General features: G+C 30.8%; 16 protein-coding genes. 5 read left to right on the forward strand and 11 right to left on the reverse strand.

What is annotated here, in order from left to right:
* The first annotated feature begins 148 nt into the window (after nt 1-148).
* On the forward strand, nt 149-2,152 hold the full coding sequence (locus KQI38_RS13780; protein WP_216560388.1) for a transporter substrate-binding domain-containing protein: 2,004 nt from the start codon (nt 149-151) through the stop codon (nt 2,150-2,152).
* Nucleotides 2,136-3,500, forward strand: a complete 1,365-nt coding sequence (locus tag KQI38_RS13785) for a sigma-54-dependent transcriptional regulator (protein ID WP_216560392.1) — start codon at nt 2,136-2,138, stop codon at nt 3,498-3,500. The genes KQI38_RS13780 and KQI38_RS13785 overlap by 17 nt, the downstream gene beginning before the upstream one ends.
* Before the next feature lie 100 nt (nt 3,501-3,600).
* Here KQI38_RS13785 and KQI38_RS13790 read toward each other — a convergent pair whose 3' ends face one another.
* From KQI38_RS13790 to KQI38_RS13810, 5 genes are all read right to left on the reverse strand, one after another.
* Nucleotides 3,601-5,040 carry a Na+/H+ antiporter NhaC family protein gene (locus KQI38_RS13790; RefSeq protein ID WP_216560395.1) on the reverse strand — a complete coding sequence of 480 codons (1,440 nt, stop codon included), beginning with the start codon at nt 5,038-5,040 and terminating at the stop codon, nt 3,601-3,603.
* A gap of 273 nt (nt 5,041-5,313) precedes the next feature.
* A complete protein-coding gene (locus KQI38_RS13795; protein WP_216560398.1) occupies nt 5,314-6,150 on the reverse strand; it encodes a polysaccharide deacetylase family protein in 837 nt (278 codons plus the stop codon).
* Between the two features lie 293 nt (nt 6,151-6,443).
* Nucleotides 6,444-6,932 carry a nucleoside recognition domain-containing protein gene (locus KQI38_RS13800; protein WP_216560400.1) on the reverse strand — a complete coding sequence of 163 codons (489 nt, stop codon included), beginning with the start codon at nt 6,930-6,932 and terminating at the stop codon, nt 6,444-6,446.
* Entirely contained in the window at nt 6,916-7,569 is a 654-nt protein-coding gene (locus KQI38_RS13805; RefSeq protein WP_216560402.1) for a nucleoside recognition domain-containing protein, read from the reverse strand. Before KQI38_RS13805 ends, KQI38_RS13800 begins: the two co-directional genes overlap by 17 nt.
* Before the next feature lie 15 nt (nt 7,570-7,584).
* On the reverse strand, nt 7,585-8,757 hold the full coding sequence (locus tag KQI38_RS13810; protein WP_216560405.1) for a M20 family metallopeptidase: 1,173 nt from the start codon (nt 8,755-8,757) through the stop codon (nt 7,585-7,587).
* Between the two features lie 477 nt (nt 8,758-9,234).
* On the opposite strand from KQI38_RS13810, the gene KQI38_RS13815 reads away from it, so the two are divergent.
* Entirely contained in the window at nt 9,235-9,657 is a 423-nt protein-coding gene (locus KQI38_RS13815) for a helix-turn-helix domain-containing protein (RefSeq protein ID WP_216560408.1), read from the forward strand.
* A 233-nt stretch (nt 9,658-9,890) separates the two neighbouring features.
* Here KQI38_RS13815 and KQI38_RS13820 read toward each other — a convergent pair whose 3' ends face one another.
* The 6 genes from KQI38_RS13820 to KQI38_RS13845 form a co-directional block, all read right to left on the reverse strand.
* Complete coding sequence (locus KQI38_RS13820) at nt 9,891-10,550, reverse strand: RloB domain-containing protein (protein ID WP_216560411.1); 660 nt, start codon at nt 10,548-10,550, stop codon at nt 9,891-9,893.
* A gap of 2 nt (nt 10,551-10,552) precedes the next feature.
* Nucleotides 10,553-11,881: an AAA family ATPase gene (locus KQI38_RS13825; RefSeq protein ID WP_216560414.1), complete on the reverse strand. Its 1,329-nt coding sequence runs from the start codon at nt 11,879-11,881 to the stop codon at nt 10,553-10,555.
* A gap of 358 nt (nt 11,882-12,239) precedes the next feature.
* Entirely contained in the window at nt 12,240-12,845 is a 606-nt protein-coding gene (locus tag KQI38_RS13830; protein WP_216560417.1) for a substrate-binding periplasmic protein, read from the reverse strand.
* Between the two features lie 66 nt (nt 12,846-12,911).
* Nucleotides 12,912-13,958: a 2,5-dihydroxypyridine 5,6-dioxygenase NicX family protein gene (locus KQI38_RS13835; RefSeq protein WP_216560420.1), complete on the reverse strand. Its 1,047-nt coding sequence runs from the start codon at nt 13,956-13,958 to the stop codon at nt 12,912-12,914.
* Nucleotides 13,959-14,001: 43 nt separating this feature from the next.
* Entirely contained in the window at nt 14,002-15,291 is a 1,290-nt protein-coding gene (locus KQI38_RS13840; protein ID WP_216560422.1) for a cytosine permease, read from the reverse strand.
* 137 nt (nt 15,292-15,428) lie between these two features.
* Complete coding sequence (locus KQI38_RS13845) at nt 15,429-17,066, reverse strand: PucR family transcriptional regulator (RefSeq protein WP_216560425.1); 1,638 nt, start codon at nt 17,064-17,066, stop codon at nt 15,429-15,431.
* Nucleotides 17,067-17,455: 389 nt separating this feature from the next.
* Between KQI38_RS13845 and KQI38_RS13850 the strand changes: the two genes are divergently transcribed.
* Both KQI38_RS13850 and KQI38_RS13855 read left to right on the forward strand, forming a co-directional pair.
* Nucleotides 17,456-18,124: a diacylglycerol/polyprenol kinase family protein gene (locus tag KQI38_RS13850; protein ID WP_216560428.1), complete on the forward strand. Its 669-nt coding sequence runs from the start codon at nt 17,456-17,458 to the stop codon at nt 18,122-18,124.
* A gap of 11 nt (nt 18,125-18,135) precedes the next feature.
* Nucleotides 18,136-18,930, forward strand: a complete 795-nt coding sequence (locus KQI38_RS13855; protein ID WP_216560431.1) for a DUF92 domain-containing protein — start codon at nt 18,136-18,138, stop codon at nt 18,928-18,930.
* The last annotated feature ends 22 nt before the right edge of the window (nt 18,931-18,952 follow it).

Consider the following 18,952-nt stretch of genomic DNA (forward strand, 5'->3'; position numbering starts at 1 on the left):
ATTCATAATTATATATTTTAGATATTTCTTTTCCAATAAAATCCTTAACCTCATAGCATTGAGAATCCATTCTAATTATTCCCAGCACTTAGTCATCTCTTAAAAGATATGATATAATAAAATTATCATCTTAGTGGGAGGTATAACCTTGGGTCATAAGGCTTATAAACAAATTGCAATTATATTTATAATACTTATCATATTATTTCCCCTCTTTATAATTCTAAATAATAGAATTAATTTATCTAATAATTTAACCAAAAAAGAGAGAGAATGGTTACATCAACAGGGAAGTCTAATATATGCTGCTGATAGAAATGCTCCTCCTCTTAGATTTCATGATGAAGCAGATGGACAGTATAAGGGAATTCTTATTGATTATGTAAATTCCTTATCTATAGAAATAGGAACTAATATCGAACTTCATCCTATGCTCTGGGAAGATGCTATAGACAGCCTTTCACAAGGTCAAACTGATATATGTGATATGTTTGCTAGTGCTGAAAGGAGTAAACATTTCCTATTCACTAAACCTATATATAACTTAAGATCTGTATTGGTGATTCAGGCTAGCAACACTGACATACATAGTCTACAAGACCTTGAAGGTAAGGTTATGGCTATGCAAAAGAAAGACTATGCCAGCGAATATCTAAGTATTAATTTCCCTAGTATCGAGCAGCATTATGTTGGTGACTTAGAGGAAGCATTGCTACTTCTTGGAGAAGGGAAAGTAGATGGAGTTTTAGGAGACGAACCTGTCATATTTTATCACTTAAATAATAATCATCTAGAAAATAAAGTAAAAATAATTGAAAAACCTGTTTATGAAAATCAGGTGGTTTTTGCTGTTCCTAAGTCTAAGCCTGAATTAATTCCTATTTTAAACAAGGGTATAGATGCATTGAAGAAGAAAAATGCTGTTGAAAAAGTGCAGCAAAAATGGTTTGGCATTTCAGCACCTATTGTTAGACAATTTGATATTGAGGCAGCTAAAAAATATATATTTTCCCTTATACTTATAATAGCTACTATTATTATCTTGATGAGTCTATGGAATAGTTCTCTTAAAAAACAAATTAAACTTAGAACTAAAGAGTTAGAAGATAGTAGAAATGATCTGCAAATCGTTTTTGATGGAATGACTGAGTTTATGTTAGTTCTAAATAGAGATAATATAGTTGTTAATACTAATAAGTCCTTCTTAAATTTCATAGGAAAAAACAAATATCAAGTCTTAGGAAAATATTATGGTGAAATTTTAGATATGTTTTCTACTTCTGATTTTGATAATATTATAAAAAGTACTTTTGAGGATAGTATTAATTGTAAAAATGAAATATATTTAAAAAATGAAGTCTATGAAGTCAATACTTATCCCTTAAAAGACACCAATAATAATATTAACAATACATTAGTTTTAATGTATAACGTTACTAGCGATAAAATAAGTAAGAATAAATTGCTCCAAGCTAATAAAATGATGGCAATTGGAGAATTGGCCGCTGGTATAGCCCACGAAATTAGAAATCCTTTAGGAATAATTAGGAATCATAGTTTTATTCTAAGGTCATATTCCAATACAAATATCAATAAATCCCTTGATTATATTGATAATGCAGTACAAAGAGCCAGTAGGATTATTGATAATATTCTCAATTTCTCTAGAATTTCTGGTGATACTGAAGAATTTGTGGATATAGGTGGATTTATCCACAATATTTTAGAGCTACAGGTAAAAAATTTACAGAAACAGGGGATAAGTTACAAAGTTGAATGTATAAATAACTATAAATTTTTAATTAATCAAGAGTCTTTAAAGCATATATTGATAAATTTATTGTCTAATGCTATGGATGCTATTGAAGAAAATGGAGAAATCATAGTAAAAGCCTATGAATATGATGAAGGTATCCTAATAGAATTTATAGATAACGGAATTGGAATTAATGCAGAGAATATAGAGAAAATCTTCAATCCTTTTTATACTTCTAAGGAACCGGGTAAAGGTACAGGACTGGGACTTTATATAACCTATAATGAAGTTAAAAAACTAAAAGGTGACATTTCTGTAGAAAGCAAGTTAGGATTTGGTACAAAATTCAAAGTGTATTTACCAGCTGGAGGGAGTAGCAATGAAGGAAGTATTTAAAATATTAATAGTTGATGATGAAAAAGAACATAGAGAAACCTATAGAATGCTTTTAGAAAGCAGAGGCTTTATTATTGGAGAGGCAAGCAGTGGGGATGAAGCCTTAAATATTCTGGAAAGTGAATACTATCCAATAGTTTTATGTGATGTAGTCATGCCTGGTTTAAGTGGTATAGAGGTATTAAAAAAGATAAAATCAAACTACGAATCTGTAGAGGTAATTATGGTTACAGGCTACGGTGGAGTAGAAACAGCTGTAGAAGCCATGAAAATAGGAGCATTCGGCTATTTTATCAAAAGCCATAATCCAGAGGAACTTTTAATTGAAATAGAAAAGACTAAAAAACTGTTAAATTTACAAAAGAAGAACAATATGATTTCAACAAAGAAGAATAAGGAAAGATATCTTTATCAAAGCAAGAATCCTAAGATGAAGGAATTATTAAACACTCTAGAGGATATTGGACAATCAAGTGCAAATGTACTTCTTTTAGGGGAATCTGGTGTAGGAAAAGAGATAATAGCTCAAAGACTTCACGATATAAGCAAAAGATCTAACATGCCTTTTATCGCTATTAATTGTCAATATTATTCTACAAATCTATTAGAATCTGAATTATTTGGGCATGAAAAAGGTTCTTTTACTGGTGCTAATGAAAAGAGAATTGGTAGATTTGAAGAAGCTAATGGAGGTACTATCTTTCTAGATGAAATAGGAGAAATATCTCAAGAAATTCAAGTTAAATTTCTAAGGGTATTAGAAAATAGAAAAATTGAAAGAATGGGTTCAAATAAACAAATAGAAGTTGATTTTAGATTAATCTGTGCAACTAACAAGAATCTACTACATGAGATTCAAAGTGGAAATTTTAGAGAAGATCTCTTTTATAGAATCAATACTATTATACTTGAAATACCTCCTCTCAGAGAGAGAAAAGAAGATATCTTGGATATGATTAATTTCTTTATAGATAATTATAAGATGGAGTTTAAAAAGGATATCACTAAGATAGAAAATGAAACATTAGAATATCTACTTAATTATAGCTATCCTGGTAATATCAGAGAATTAAAAAATATAATCGAGAGAATGTTTGTCTTATGTAAGGATGGAGTATTGAAAATGGAAGGAATGGAATCAAGTACAGCAAAAAACTTTGATTCTCATAAACACTTTGATATTTTAGACTTTAACCTTGCAAGAGCAAACTTTGAAAAAGAATATTTAATCAACGTTCTGAAATTAAACGATAACAATATAACTAAAACCGCTGAGGTAATCGGTTTAAGTAGAAGACAACTTTTCAATAAAATAAACGAGTACAATTTAAGAGAATTTATGTCATAGTAGAACTTTCCTATTGGTTATAAAAAATAACTCCTTGGTGATATGATACTTCCAAAGTAGATAGTCTAATTAAAATAGACTATCTACTTGGAGGTATTTTTTATGCCTTTTCGCTAATTTTCTTAGCTTGTTTCATATTATCGTATCTACCGATTCCAAATATTATTGAAATAAACATTACTGCTAGCATAGCATAGGAATATAATACATATGGCGTTACTTCAACTGCTGTTAATGGAGCTGCACTGTCTTTAGCAAAACTTATGGTATAGATTATAGCAGGTGTCCAAGGTAGGGCATAAACAAATGTATTAGATTGGGCGTCTAAAAGATTTGCAATACGATATGGACTAATTCCATGTTTCTCACCTAGTGGTCTAGCAAAGGAAGCACCAACTGCTAATATTGCAGGAGCATTAAGTCCCATTAAAGCTGAAAGTATTATAATCATAAAGCTTATAACAAACTCTGCACTTCTTGGGCTCTTTGCTACTTTTCCTAAAGCATTTAATAATTTAACATCTCCATGTCCTGCTCTCATGATTTCAATTGAACCAAATAATAAAAGTGCTAGGACTACAACCTGCATCATACTATTGATACCTGTATAAATAACACCATCTACTGTTCTATCAAGTCCAGCACCTGAAACTCTAATTAAAGCCTCCTTAACTACATCAGCAGCAGGATCTATTTGTATAAAGTCCATTAATCCAAATAATACTGCTGTTCCACCTGCTAATACAGACCCCACTGTAGTTGCAATAATAATATCTCCAGATTTAACGGCAATCCAAATGGTTAATGCAACTGGAATCATCATAAATAATGTCTTAGGGTTATATGAAATAGATTCCATAGCTGAAATATCACCTTTATATCCACTTCCAATAATGATAATTCCAATGATAACTATAATACCTGAAGTAATGGCATATTTCAGACGAGATTTAACTACACCTGGAACATCAACACCTTGTGAAGTAGCAGAACAAATAGTTGTATCAGAAACTGGTGCAAGATTATCTCCAAAAGCACCGCCAGAAATTATAGCACCAGCTAAAAGAGCAGGATGTGCGCCTAAAGCAATGCCAGCCGGATATAAAACACCCATTCCAGCAGCAATTGTACCAAAGCCTGTACCAGAAGCCGTAGCAAAGACTGCTGATGCTAAAAAAGATATGACAATAAAGAAAGTCCCTTGGATACCCATAGAAGCAGCTACACCAGCAATCCCATCAGCTAAACCTGAAGTACGAAGAATTCTAGAAAAGACTCCTGCAAAGATCCAGCATACTACAGGGATTATAGCTTCTTTACTAGCCATACCATTAATTAGAGCATTAGAATATTGTGACTTATCCTTTGCAAAGAAAAAAGCGACAACTAAAGCAGTGAATGCAGGTACCCAAAGAGCCCCATCTGATATAGAGCCAAAGTGGAATGTTGTAAGTATAATCATAACTAAGAATACAACAAAAGGTAAGAAAGAAACCCATTCACCACCATAAAACTCTAATTTTTTCGTTTCATTACTCATTTTACTCCCCCTCTTAATATTATTTATTAAAGTATATATATGGATTAATATATAATTGCAAGAAGGATGCCATGTCCTTATATAGGTAATATGCCCAAAATCCCTTAGTAGAACAATATAATTGAAAAAAATTGCTATGTAAAATAGTTCACCCTATGCAATATATTGCATAGGGTGAACTATACTAGGTAGGCTTTACTTAAAATCTTTTATTATACAAAACGCCTTATAGGTACTTCTACCTATAAGGCGTTCATTTTGAAAATATCTTATTTATTTTAGAAAAGACATAAATTTATCTAAATCTATATTTTGATTGATAACCATTCTAGGAATTTCATATTTTTTAGTATATCTAGATACATATCCTGAGCTTACTGTGAACCCCAGCTTATATCCTGCTTCTTCTACATATTTAATAGTGCGTTTATCATATTCTCCAAAGGGATAAGCTATGTATTGTGAATTCAATAATTCTTTACTTTTAAATAAATCCTTCATTATTTCTTCCTCAGAAAGAGATTTTAAAAATGGAATCCCTTCTTCATTATGACGATGTAGATCATAGGTATGACAGGCAAATAAGAATACATCATTATATTTTCCCATATCCCCTACTGGAATATACTGTAAGCCCTTAGGATCAAATTCCATTTTTTCTCTAGTTGCCAGCTCTCCTACTGAAAAAATAGTTCCTTTCATGCCATATTCTTTCATTATAGGATAGGCATATATACCATTGCTTAGATATCCATCATCAAAGGTTATAACCACTGTTTTTTTAGGAAGTTTTATTTTTCCATCCATAAAGGATTCAAGCTCATTCATGGTGGCTGTATAATAACCATTTTCCTTTAAATATTTCATTTGTTCAGTAAATTTTTCAAGGCTTAGTACACTATTATTATTTTCCCAACCGCAGTTTATAATATCCTGTTCAGGCAATATATGGTGATATAGAAATACAGGAATCTTATCTAAACTAGCGTAGGAAACTGTAGCTGTACAGGCAAATAAAAAAATAACTATAACTAATATTTTTCTTATGTAATCATCCCCTTTTGTTCTTGTTCTTCGATTTATTTTATCATGATTACATAGAGTCTTCAATATATTAATTTTATATCTGTTGAGAAGGTTATTTGTTGTATAAATTATCTTTTGAAGATAAGAGTTTTAAGTTATATTCTTAGTATTTTTATAATCAAATATTATAAGTTTTTAAGACGTTATTTATCTTGCTTATAAATTATTATCAATAGATTCTATTTAAATGAAAAATATAGGGATTTTAGTTTCCTTGAGGCTGTCGAATTTAAACAAGAAGGGGAGAAGTATATCTAATACAGCTTAAAGAAAAATCTCCTCCCCTTATATATCACCTAAGTTATATGTTAATGAATTTATTGTAATCCCATAATAGTAAGAATTAATCTCATTAATAACATACCTACAATAGTATCAAATATGGGAATAAATAGCATAAGCTTTCTATACTTAGGATTAGTATCTGCAACCAGAACTATCCTTGCATAATGTCCTACTAGAGTTCCCATAAGCATACTAGGCATAATAAGTATAGTTGCTTGTGCTGCATTTATTAACCCTTGAGTATATAAATTAGCTGCTGTAGCCGCTCCTGCTGCTTTTGCAAAGAATGCAGATATAAACACTACTACAGATTCTCCAGGTAATCCAAAAATACCCATTATAGGTCCAAAAACATTTCCTAAAATATCAACCAAACCAGTTAGCTGCAAGAATTGAACTATTACATACCCAAGAACCATAGCGGGAAGTATTTGTTCAATGCCTATATAAAACCCTTTCTTTGCACCGCCCATAAAAGTTTCAATGGTACTTTTCTTTTTCTCTTTAACTAATTGGCTCATGTTTTACACCTCTTTCCTTCCTATTTTTAATACGAATAATTAGTCTAACTAAATTTGCACCTAAAATCTTGCAAACTATTTCTATCAAAATAATTGGTCCAATAGCAAGTAAAGATATGGGCAATAATGGTGCTTGAGTATTTATTGTATTCAATACAACAGCAGAACCTGCATATTGATATGCTACATATATGGTTCGTTCATCATCAGTCATATGCCCATCCTCTACTAATTCCTTTGTCATAAATGATCCAATATCTGAGCTGGTAAAAGAAGCAACAAAAGATATGCCTGCAATTCCAGGAATCCCTAGTAATGGCTTGAGCAGAGGATTAAATAGCTTTGCAGCCGCATCCATTGCTCCCATAGATTCCACTACATCAATTAGCCCTACTGCAAGGCAAACTGTAGGTATTAGAGTAAGTGTAAATAGAAGTCCTTCTTTCGCTCCTGTTCCACCTTTTCCAACAAAATTTATACCTTCATAAATTTCTCCAAAATTACCTGTCAAGTTTGCAAAGTCAAATGCTTTGAGTACACCATCAGAATCTTTGAAAACTCCTGAAAACAAAATAATCAAACCTAATAATGATAGCCAACCTTTCCAAGTTACTTTGTTTTGATTTACCATATTCATAATATGCTCCTTTCACTATTGAAATTTTTGTAAATTCATGATAATCGTAGATATTAGCTTTGTCCTCTTCAATAAAGAATCCACCAAAGCATATTCTTTAATAGTATGGTTCCATTGACCTTGCACTCCAAATGAACACAAAACAGGAGTTTTTGCTATAGTTATATAGGAAGCATCTGAACTACCTCCAAGCCTTTTATAACCCATTTCTCCAAATCCATATTTCTTAGATACTTCATTGACAAAATTATAATATTTCATGACATCTTCTGTTGTTTCATAGGCTGCCATTGAGCTTACGATTTCATATTTTGTTGAAGTTCCTTCTATATATGTTTTCTTGCATATATCTTGTATTTTTTCTTTAACAATATCCATATCACTCATTTTATCAAACCTAATATCAATTTCTATAGTGCATTGTGCAGGTATTGCATTGGATACTGTACCACCATTTATTTTTCCTACGCTAACAGTAATTCCAGATTCTAAATCAGTAAGTTTTTGAATTTCTATAACCTTTAGAGCCATTTCCGCTATTGCATTTTTCCCACTTGAGAAATCATTTCCAGCATGTGCCTCTACTCCATCTACAGTAACATGGCACTCCATCCTGCCTTTTCTTCCTACACATAGATAATTATCAACTAAGCCTGTCTCCATATTAAATGCACAAATACCACCTTTTGCTTCATTTAATATTATTTCTGCACCCTTTGAATTTACATGACCGATTTCTTCATCTCCAGAATAAATAATCTTTATTGGTCTTTTATTGTAATTAGTCTTGTTTAAAGCTTTAATAACATATAGAGAAATGATTATTCCTCCCTTCATGTCCAATACCCCTGGTCCATAGGCTTTACCTTCTTCCATTCTAAAAGGCTTGTCTCCAAAGGTTCCAGTAGGAAAAACAGTGTCCATATGTCCAGAGAAAATCACAGGTTTATTTTCTCTATCAGAACCTAATTCTCCAACTAGAGTAACTCCATTTTCTTCTCCCACATCAACTAATCTGCAACTTAATCCTTCTTTCTCAAATTCTTCTTTTAGACGTTGAGCTACTATATTTACATTATTCCTTTCTCTAGCATAGCTTTCCAAATTAACAATATCTCTCCATAAGGCTATCATTTCATCCTTACTATCATCTATATATTTATAGATTTGATTTAAACTATTTTCCATAATCTTATCCTCCTTGAAATTTTTATTAATGGTGTACAGATATTGATTTTAAATTATATTTTTTTGATAAAGCTAGATCTAATACTATAATTAAAAGCAAATTTTATAAAAGAAATATCTGCAAAAACGCTAGTGATAGGACTAAAATATGAATTGACCATGATGACTTGTTATAGTTAAGAGTTATGAATTTTTTATATAGATTTCTCATTAGATTCACCTCCTGATAAAATATTGGTCATTCAAAAATAAAGCATACAAATATTAGTAAATTAAATAAATAAGTAAAAGATGATGTTTAAGCTATTGTAATAATTGGCAAGTTGTTTTTAATCAAATTACCATTCGGTAACATAATGTTACCATACCGTTTGGTAATACGTCAACATCTTTCTTGTATTTTTGGTAAATATAATGCTAGTAAAACTTATATGGATTATAATATTGGTAAGATATTATTTAGGAGGAACATAACAAGTGGCAAGTATTGGTGAAAGAATATTAGAATTGAGAAAACAGTTTAATTTAAGTCAAAAAGAATTAGCTGAAAAAACAGGTATTACTGAAGCTAGTCTATCACGATATGAGAATAATTTGAGAGAGCCAAAAGCAGAAATAATCACAAGAATATCAGAAGTTCTCGAATGTTCCACTGACTATCTCCTTGGACGTACTAACAATAAAAAAGATTATACCAAATCCGATACTAACTTGTTCAATGATAATTTTAAATCTAAAGGATATAACGAAATAGAAGAGAAAATTAGGGAAAGATTGTTGAATGAAGGAATTATAGATAAAAATGAACCTATTACTAAAGATATGCTTGATAAAGTTTTAAAGTATGGTATAGAAGCTACTATAGAAATATTAAAATTAGAAAAGAAACTAGAAAAATAAAATTTACTAGTTTCTTTTTTGTTTTGCGAGCATTAAAAAAATTAATTATTTATCCAAATAAAGTGTTTTATGAATTTTTGCCAACCTTCTTGATCTGTTCCATATCTACCAAAGCTTAATGAAAGTATAAAAGTAAACAATAAAATAAAACATATTTTTTGCTTCATGCCTTTAGTATCCTCCTTGTTCCTCAACTAGATACTAATGTTCTACCCACAATTGCATTTAAATCATTAGACTAATTCACAGTCTTTTAATATTTTTTTAATAACCTCCCATATTCCTAATGAGGGATTCTCTTTGTAATATTTGAATCCTTTATATTCATGTAGTATATATCCATTATCTTTATTACGTTGCATAATGACTTTTGCACGGTTAACAGCAGTTATTACATCTGTCAACGTTAATTTATTCAAGATACGTTTAAAATTGGCTTCATGCTTGTAATCATCCATACTTTCAAAATTCTCATTAAAAGCTCGATTAATTGGAAGAAGGTATTGTCGCCTATGCGCAAAGGGACCATTACAATCAGCCTTATGCAAAACAATCCACAAATCAAAAGTTAAATTGGTGTATCCAAATTTATATGTTATTTGCTTGCCTAATTCTTTAGCCTTTTTCATATTATCCATAGTATCTTTAAATTCTTTCACATGGATCGGTTCGTCACTTTCATAATCAGAAATATGGTAAATGTCTGTTTTTCTAATAACAACAAGTGACTTTGCCCTTTTTAATGGATTCTTCTCTATAGGACAATCAAAAGAAACCTTGAATGTAGCTTCTGAAGAATCATTGATTTCACCTTGTAACCACTTAAGATACCACTGCTCCGTTTCACCTTCTACACTAAAATAATATTTTTTAGTTGATTTCAATTTCGCCATTATTACACCTCTCTTTCTTGAGAAATCAATTCCTCGAAGATTGGTGTAAAATCAATATCTTTAATAGCTCCATATTGACTGATAAAATAGTTTTTCATATAATCTTCATGCTTACGCACTCCTTTTTCACCAGTAGTTCCAAAATCAGATAAAGCATATACTACACTATTATGAGCATCCTCATCTCTTTCAACAAATTTAATTTCATCCCGTCTGAATAAGTTTGAATTTAAAAATATTGGATTATGAGTATTAAAAATTAATTGTGCATGTTTAATATTGATATCGTCATTATGAAAAATGTTTATAATACTCATCAATGCCATGGGATGAATAGAAGCATCAAACTCATCAACTACTAACGTGCCTCCTGTCAATATTGCTCTAATTACTAAAGGAAACATATTAACAAAACGAATTGTTCCATAAGATTCAAATATCTCTGCGGCCATTGCAGCTCTTTTTTGGTCTTTTATATCTTCAAAAATTGAACATAGCTTTGCATCTTCTTCATCATCGCTTATGACATATCCCAATGCATTAGAATTAATTCCAAATAGTCTTGCAGCATTATTTGTAGTCTTTTCCACATAAACCGTTTGCTTCTGAGGATCAACAAAGCGCTTAATAAGCTGCATTGAATCCGCTCTATAAATAACCATAAATTTCTTTGCAAACCATTCTGTAATTAATTTTACAAAATTCTGGCTAAATATTAATTTAAATCCGTTTGTTAGAAAAAGTTCCTCATCATTTAAACTATTTCTAGATATTTCAATAACACTCTTTTCATTTTGATAAGTAGTATCAACTAAATAGTTTTTTATGCTCTTCAAATTACCGAAAGAAAGCCCATCTTCTCTTAAAAATATTTTTTCTCCATTTACATAAAGCTCTTCCTTTAATACTTTTCTAGAGTAAGTATCATCCAGAAAGCAACCTAAATCTAAATTTATGGAGTAATGAATAAGAAGGCTATTTTCTATAAAGTCTATAGAGAATAATACAGGTTCTGAACATCTTGCATTATTGTTCGGTATCAATTCCAATGCATTCGCTGCTGGATTTAGTGTAGTTTTCTCTTCGGAATTTCGAATGTTTCCTCGTAATACAATAGCTCTAAAAGTGTCCATTGCACCAATAATATTAGTTTTCCCTGCTGCATTAGGCCCATATATCACCGATGAACATAACCCCTTAATATTTTTGCCTTTTATTCTTTCTATAAGTAGACTGTAATCTAAACCTTTTTGCTTCGGTGCAGCCGTCATTGAAAAAACAGTTTCATCTACAAAAGATTTATAATTTTTTGTTCTAAATTCCAAAAGCATATTTTTTCCCTCCATTCTGCAATTATTTTGCAAAATCACACTTCATATTATACTTATATTATGCTCAAAAGTCAAATATGTTATTCAATTTTGAAATTATTTTGCAAAATTATTATAAACACACTTTCTTAATAATCACAACTTGAAGCTTATTTATTCTTCATTCCACCCAATCTCTGTTACATACATAAAGGTAACATAATTCAATGATACTATGATGAAATGTAGCAAATTCATAATCATATTTTTTATTGGCAAGTTTCGATAAAAGTCGGATGGTACCTGGTACTTTTTGGACTTGCTGAAAATAAAAGAAAACACAGGATACAATCTTTTCCTATGTTTTCTATGCCTTTATTTACTTCTCATTCCACTCATTTCTCAAGCTTTCATTACTAAATACTACATATAGTGGTCTTATAAATTCTAAGGCTTTTATTGAATGTATATTTGAGAATTCTTCTTTTTCTAATATATATTCTTTTACACCCTTATCAAATATGCCCAAATCAACTACCTTATCATTAATAGCCTTGAGAAGCTCTGTTTGGTCTTTGTAGCTAACCTTCAAAGAAGAATCAATATTATCAATATCATCACCATAGGTATAATTAGCTATAACACCTAAAGTCAACTTGTTTTCTTCTATTTCTTTATAGGAGTTAAGCTTTATTTCTGGATTACCTGTAACTACTTCTGTAATTGCATTTCTAAATAAATTTGAAAAAAAGTATTTGCTTTCTCTCTCCTTAGTATATTGTACTTGAAATGCTGCATCTAATTTCTTGTTGACAATATTATCTTCAATGATTTTCCACTCATCTAAAACTATATTTACTTCATACCCCATATTTTCAAATTTGTTTTTTATATTTTCATAATCAGAGCCTTTTAGATTTCCATCTTCATCATAATATTGATATGGGGGAAATGGATCTGCTCCTATATTTATTATTTTTTTCATTGTAGCACCATCCTTTATTAGAAGTACTGTAATTTGGCTGCCAGATTACTGACAGCCAAAGTTTATTTATTTACCTAGTTTTTTTGCAAGTTCTTCTAGTTTTGGATCTATGAAAACACCATCTTTTAATATTTGGCGACCATCTAACCAAACTGAGCAATTTAAGCAAATACCGTCAATATGACTCTTAGCCTCTCTTGATTCACCACCAGAATAATTAGATCCTTGGTGACCGAAGCCCCACTCTGTACTACCCCAAACCCTTTCATCTTCAGTTGTACATCCTTCTAACTTTGCATTAGGGCTACAGCCATAGCAAACATGTGCTGCAATATACATATTTGGATCATTCAGAGATTTGAAATAATTTTTAACTAATTCTGCCTTGCTGCCACCTTCAAAATCAACTATTCTTCCCTTTTCAACAACATAAGTTATGACCTCATCTAATACTCCTAGTTCTGCATCTCCACCACCACTTAATGCTCCATCAATAGCAATTCTACCATTAATACTTTCTTCTATAGGAGCCCATCCAATTTGTCCTATTAAGAAATGTGCCCCTGGAACACTATAATCTATTTCGCTATTAATTGGTCTATTAGGGTCATTTTTAAAGGATACATCTGTACCAGCTTTATTTGTTATCCTTACTTCAGATGCTTCCTTAGTCATTCTTGTTAGTTCATCTTGAAATTGTTTTTGAATATCCATATCAACTTTTCCAATATTCCTTACAATTCTTTCAATTCCTAGACCACCAAGCATTACCTGTCTGGTTCTTCCATTAGTAACAGCCTTGTCCCACAGTGGTGAATAAAGAAGCCATTGGTCATTTAATTCTATCCATACATCTGTTTTATCTGCACAAGCAATCAGAGGTTCTGGTAAATATGGCATAGTTAACGCCCCATATCCCTTTGGTGTTGAGTGCCATGCTACCATTACCTTTGCCCCTAAAGCTTCTGACATTTTTGCTATTTCCTCTGCAACTCTAAAATCAGAAACTGAATCAATTGTAATTAATACGCTTTCACCTTTTTTTACTTTAACCATATCATGCATCAACTTATATGCTGCTTGTGCTAATTCCATATCCATATATTTTGGCATATTAAATTCCCCCTTGATATTATTTTTATTATAAATTGAACTATTATGGTTCAATATATGTGCCAATTAATCCAATCTTCTTATCCTTATTCATCTTCATAAGAATTATATATACTACCATTCCTACGATTAGTGAATTTAGTGAAGCTATTCCCCAATTAACAAAGTAACCTACCAAACAAGCTATTGCCCAGCTTATAAATGCATTTATATTCCACTGACAATATTCACTACCTTTGCCATACTCATATTTTTGATTGCTAATAAAGAAGTAGTCTGCCAATATTATTCCTGCCATTGGTGGAACTCCTATACCTAATAAAACCAACCAATCAGCGAAGTAGTTTGATAGACCTGCAACACCTACAAGAGTAGCTATAACACCTGATACAAGAACTATCTTTGATCTATCTACATTGATAATATTTGCAAGTCCCAAGGATGAGGTATATAAATTATTATCATTAGTAGTCCACTGTGCACCTATAAGTACTAATAATGCAGGGATACCAAGACCTAGTTGTAGCATAGCTGATGGAAGATCACCTATACCAGTAGCTACTGTAGTTACAAATCCAGCCATTATAATGAAAACATTTGCAACCATATATCCGAAAATTGTACCTAACCAAGCTACTTTTGTAGATTTTGCATATCTTGTAATATCTGCTTGGGCAGAAGCCCCTCCTGCAAATGATCCTACAACCATTACTATTCCAGCTCCTAAGCCCATAGATTGCTCTGGTTTCATACTTGCAACCACGTTCCAGCCTCCTACTTGCTTTACTGCCACAATCATACCTATCGTTGCAGTAATGACTATTAGCGGAACCGCTATCTTGCTTAATAGGCTAATTCCTTTGTAGCCATAGTAGGCAGTTAAAAGCATTAGTATCCCACCCCAAAATGCTGCCACATATTTTGTAGTTAAAAATCCACCGTTAGGGAACATAGCATTAATTGTGTCTCCAAAGAATCCTACTTGAACAGAAAACCAACCTAACATACTAAGAGCAAGTACTAAACTTACAACCTTTGAACCTTGTCTTCCAAATCCTGGTCTAGCTAACATTGGAGTAGCTACACCTTCTTTAGCCCCTGCAGCACCTACTGCACCACCATAAATAGATAAAATAGTGTTACCAATAAAAGAGGCTATAATTGCTTGTTTTAGATCAAGACCTACTGCTATCGACGCTCCAGTAAAGAGTCCTGACATGGCAATACAGAAACCTGCTGCTACAATGGCAACATCAAAAAAACCTTTTTTCTGGTTTTCAGGTACTCTCTCAGTTGGGATGTGTGATGGGTTTGAATGTTGGTAGTCATACATTTTCCCTCCTATTTTTTATTTTGTTGATTAATTTTAATTTTAACATCTCTTAATTGATATTACATTATAGTAAAAGACAAATATAAAGGTATATATTTGTGCAAAAGCACAAACACATACCACCTAAAATTTCTTTGTTATAGACTATTTATCATAAATGCCAATAAATAATTGAGCGTATATGGCATTTCAAATGGATTATCATTCAATATTTCAGTTATCTTGTTTTTTCTATAAAGTACAGTATTTTTGTGCAAATACATATCCTTAGCGACTGTTGAAATATTCATATTATTATCTAAGAGATTTTTCAATGTCTCTATTAAATCAGTACCATTGGCCCTATCATAATCTATTAATGGTGCTAATAAATAATCAATTATAACTCTAATATCATCATTAAATTTCAGATCCTTTAATAATGGAAAAAAACCTAGCTCATTATATTTAACTACCCTATTTTCTCCAAATAAATTTCGTCCCATTATAGCGGCACTTGTGGCCTCCTTATATGCCTTAGGAATTTCAGTAACTTCTTCCATATGGTTGCTTATTCCTATGGATACAGAGCCTATGAAATCATTATTACATATTTTTAATATCCTTTGACCTAAAGAACTGGCCTTATCTTTATCTTTGATTTTATCATTATTACTATGTAATAATATAAAGATCACATCAGATCTAAATCCAATTAAATTATTAGGGTTAGAATATTTAACCTCCTGAGACAAGGTAGGATATAGAACCTTCTTAGCATAATTTTGAATATCCTTTACACCTTTACTAGATAAATTTTCTTGAATGCTATTAATATTAATAATCATGAGTCTAGTTTTATTGACGATATCCCAATTAATGTCTAATCCTGCCTTTAAAGCAACTTCTTCACTCCTAAAATTCCAAGTAATTAAATCACCAATATAATCTTGAATATTAATTTCTTCTAATTCTTGGATTCTACTTTTTTTTGTATAAATCAATGTGCATATCTTAGCAATATTTTCTATTTTTCTCAATGTATGTTCAAATCTTTCTTCTTCATATCCGACTACTACAAAACCATAGAACTTACCTATAGTTTTAATAGGATATAATACCTTCTTCTTTTGTCCAATATTTTTGATACAGTAATTAAACTTATCACATTCTGAGTTTATAGTGTTGAAGTTGAGTTTTAAATAATCCTCTACTGTTTTTATAGTGTTTTTATCTGCATTTTTAGAGAATATACAATTATTGTCTAAGTCAAGAAACAATATTTCTTGTTCAAACATACTTGAAATATTGTTAAATATATCTTCCAATTCTTCTTTATTTGCAACCTGTTCTATTAGCTTATTTTGTGTTGAAAGAAGTAGCTGGAAATTATCTATATTTATTTTCATAAGTTTTTCTATTATAGGGTTTAATATCTCTACATAAGAAACTTCAGAATTTGCAACAATGAGAGGGAAATCTATAGTATTACATAGTTCTATTATTTCTTTGTCAATATCTTTTATCCACATATCAATATGACATAGTACAAGGCCACAGCCACCTGACTTATGTAAGGCTCTTATTACCTCTTTTTGCTTTTCAATATTTGTATGAATTGCATAAAATGAAGTTATATATAATTCGTTTTTTAGCACCCATTTTGAAATATTAGAGTCTGCCACTTCCAAAACACTTATACTATCTACTATATTATTGACTCCACCATTACCAGCTACTATACTAGCATCTCTTAAACCACCTAAACTAAGTATGTCTCTTACTGTAAGATTCATTTAATCATCCCTTCTTTCTTGCTAAGTGAAGATAAAAGTTAAACTATTTTAATATTTTGCAGCTTTATAACTATAATCTATGTAACTGAAATTTCCTTTAATTTTATACTAACAGAATATATTATTTTTTGCAATTTTGAGAAAATTCTTCATCCATAAGAAAATAGCTATTTGGCTAATAGATAAATTGCTTCATCCTTATATTTCCTTTTTTATCTATAACTCTTATTTATGTTCCTGTTTTATTCATAAATTTTATCTACTAACAAAAAAATTAGCTCAAAAATATGCGATTTTTAGACGATATGGGAGCTTTCTTTTAATTTTTGTAAATTAATGATATTATGTATTATATGTATTTTTTAACCAAAGAGATAGGAGAATTTGATTTGAATAATATAATTGGAATATTGGTATCTATAATTTTTGTATTTTTAATCATAGGTGCGGCTTCTTTAATGAAAAAACTAAATATTTTATCTAATGAGGGCAGTAGAAAATTTATTCATATAGGTGTTTCCAATTGGTGGATTATAGCAATGATTTTTTTTGACAATAATATAAGTGCAGCAATTGTACCAGGACTCTTTGTTATTATCAATTATATATCGTATAAAAAACAGATCTTTAATGCTATGGAAAGAGATGGATCAAGAAAAGATTTGGGGACTGTCTACTATGCCTTATCTTTACTGGTTTTATCTTTGATTACTTTCAAGAACAAAGAACTCTCTTACATAGGTGCTTTAGGCATCCTAATAATGGGGTATGGTGATGGCTTCGCTGCAATTGTAGGAGTAAACTTTGGAAATCACAAGTTTAAAATATTGAGAAATGATAAAAGTATAGAAGGTAGCTTGGCTATGTTTGTTTTCTCTTTTATAGTCTCTATAATAATATTATACATATTCAACCCTGTTAATATATTATTATTTAGCTTTATGTTAGCATTTCTTAGCACAGCCTTAGAGTTGTTTTCTCCCCTTGGATTAGACAATCTTACTGTACCATTAGGATCTGCAATGTTTTTTTATATCATTCTATTATTACAAGTTTAGGAAGTGGTTAAATGTTAAATTTTACAATAGGATTAGTTTATTCTTCTTTAGTTTCCTTTGCAGCTTATAAAAAATCATCATTGAATATAAGTGGCTTTTTAGCTGCTATAGCGTTAGGTACTGCAATCTATTTTTTTGGAGGTTTATGGTTCTTCAATATAATGATAGCCTTTTTTGTGTCCTCTAGTCTTTTAACTAAATTTAAAGGAAATAATAAGAAAAATCTTGATAAATTAAATCAAAAAGGTGGAAGGCGTGACTATATTCAGGTTTTTGTCAATGGAGGAATAGGACTTGTTTTGGCTATCTTATATTATATTTACAATAGCCCTATATTTCTATTAGCTTATGCTGTATCCTTTGGAGTTGCGACTTCAGATACCTGGGCCTCTGAAGTAGGTGTATTAAGCAAGGATAAGCCCTTATCTATATTAACCCTTAAACCTATAGAAAAAGGAATGTCTGGCGGTATAAGTATATTGGGAACTACCTTTGCCTTTCTAGGCTCAGCCTTTATATCTTCAATGTTTTTAATTGCTTATATTGTAATATATAATGATATACGGCAAGGACTTACTTATTCTTTAGTATGTCTAATTCTGGGATTTATAGGATCAATTATAGATAGTATACTGGGAGCTTCTATACAGGCTCAATATTATTGTGAGGAAATAAAGTCATTTACTGAAAAAAAAGTATATAAAAACAAGCCTAATAGGCTTGTTAAAGGTTTTTCCATTATAAATAACGATGTTGTAAATTTTGTTAGTAATTTATTGGCTACTTTGATGGTGTTTTTGTTGTAGATGTACTTCATATGATATTACA

The sequence above is a fragment of the Tissierella carlieri genome (assembly GCF_018917285.1).
Lineage (GTDB): Bacteria > Bacillota > Clostridia > Tissierellales > Tissierellaceae > Tissierella > Tissierella carlieri.